This window comes from Catellatospora methionotrophica, from assembly GCF_011297335.1.
Lineage (GTDB): Bacteria > Actinomycetota > Actinomycetes > Mycobacteriales > Micromonosporaceae > Catellatospora > Catellatospora methionotrophica.
The window spans coordinates 1-815 of the sequence record NZ_JAAOTJ010000054.1 but is presented as its reverse complement, the minus strand read 5'-3'; the positions used below and the strand labels follow the sequence as shown (position 1 = coordinate 815).

General features: G+C 65.8%; 1 protein-coding gene. It reads right to left on the bottom strand.

Going from position 1 to position 815, the window contains the following annotated elements; all coding sequences use genetic code 11:
• Positions 1–815, bottom strand: an 815-nt coding sequence (locus HAV40_RS37855) for a sulfate adenylyltransferase subunit 1 (RefSeq protein WP_240935379.1), incomplete at both ends; no start/stop codon positions are given.

Genomic DNA, 815 nt, shown 5'->3' with positions numbered 1-815 from the left:
AGGGCTTCGATGTCCTGCGCGGCCGCCGGGGTGTTGTGCGGGCGGCAGATCATGTCGCCGCGGGAGATGTCGATCTCGTCTTCGAGTCGGACGGTCACTGACATGGGTGGGAATGCTTCGGTGACGGGGCCGTCGGCGGTGTCGATTCCGGCGATTTTGGTGGTCATGCCCGAGGGCAGGACCATGACCTCGTCACCGGGCTTCATGATCCCGGAGGCGACCTGTCCGGCGTATCCGCGGTAGTCGGTGACCGTCGTGGACTGCGGGCGGATGACGTACTGGACGGGGAAGCGGACGTCGACGAGGTTGCGGTCGGAGGCGATGTGTACGTGTTCGAGGTGGTGCAGCAGGCTGGGGCCGTCGTACCAGGGCATGTTCGCTGACCGGGACGCGATGTTGTCGCCGTTCAGGGCGCTGATGGGGATGATCGCGAGGTCGGTGATGTCGAGTTTCGCGGCGAAGCTGGTGAATTCGTCGACGATGCGGTCGTAGACGGTCTGGTCGAAGTCGACCAGGTCCATCTTGTTGACGCACAGCACCAGGTGCGGCACGCGCAGCAGTGAGCACAGGAACGCGTGCCGGCGCGACTGCTCCACGATGCCCTTGCGGGCGTCGACGAGCACGAGTGCGAGGTCGGCGGTGGATGCGCCGGTGACCATGTTGCGGGTGTACTGGATGTGGCCGGGGGTGTCGGCGATGATGAACTTGCGCCGAGGGGTCGCGAAGTAGCGGTAGGCGACGTCGATGGTGATGCCCTGTTCCCGCTCGGCGCGCAGGCCGTCGGTGAGCAGCGCCAGGTTCGTGTACTCGTCACC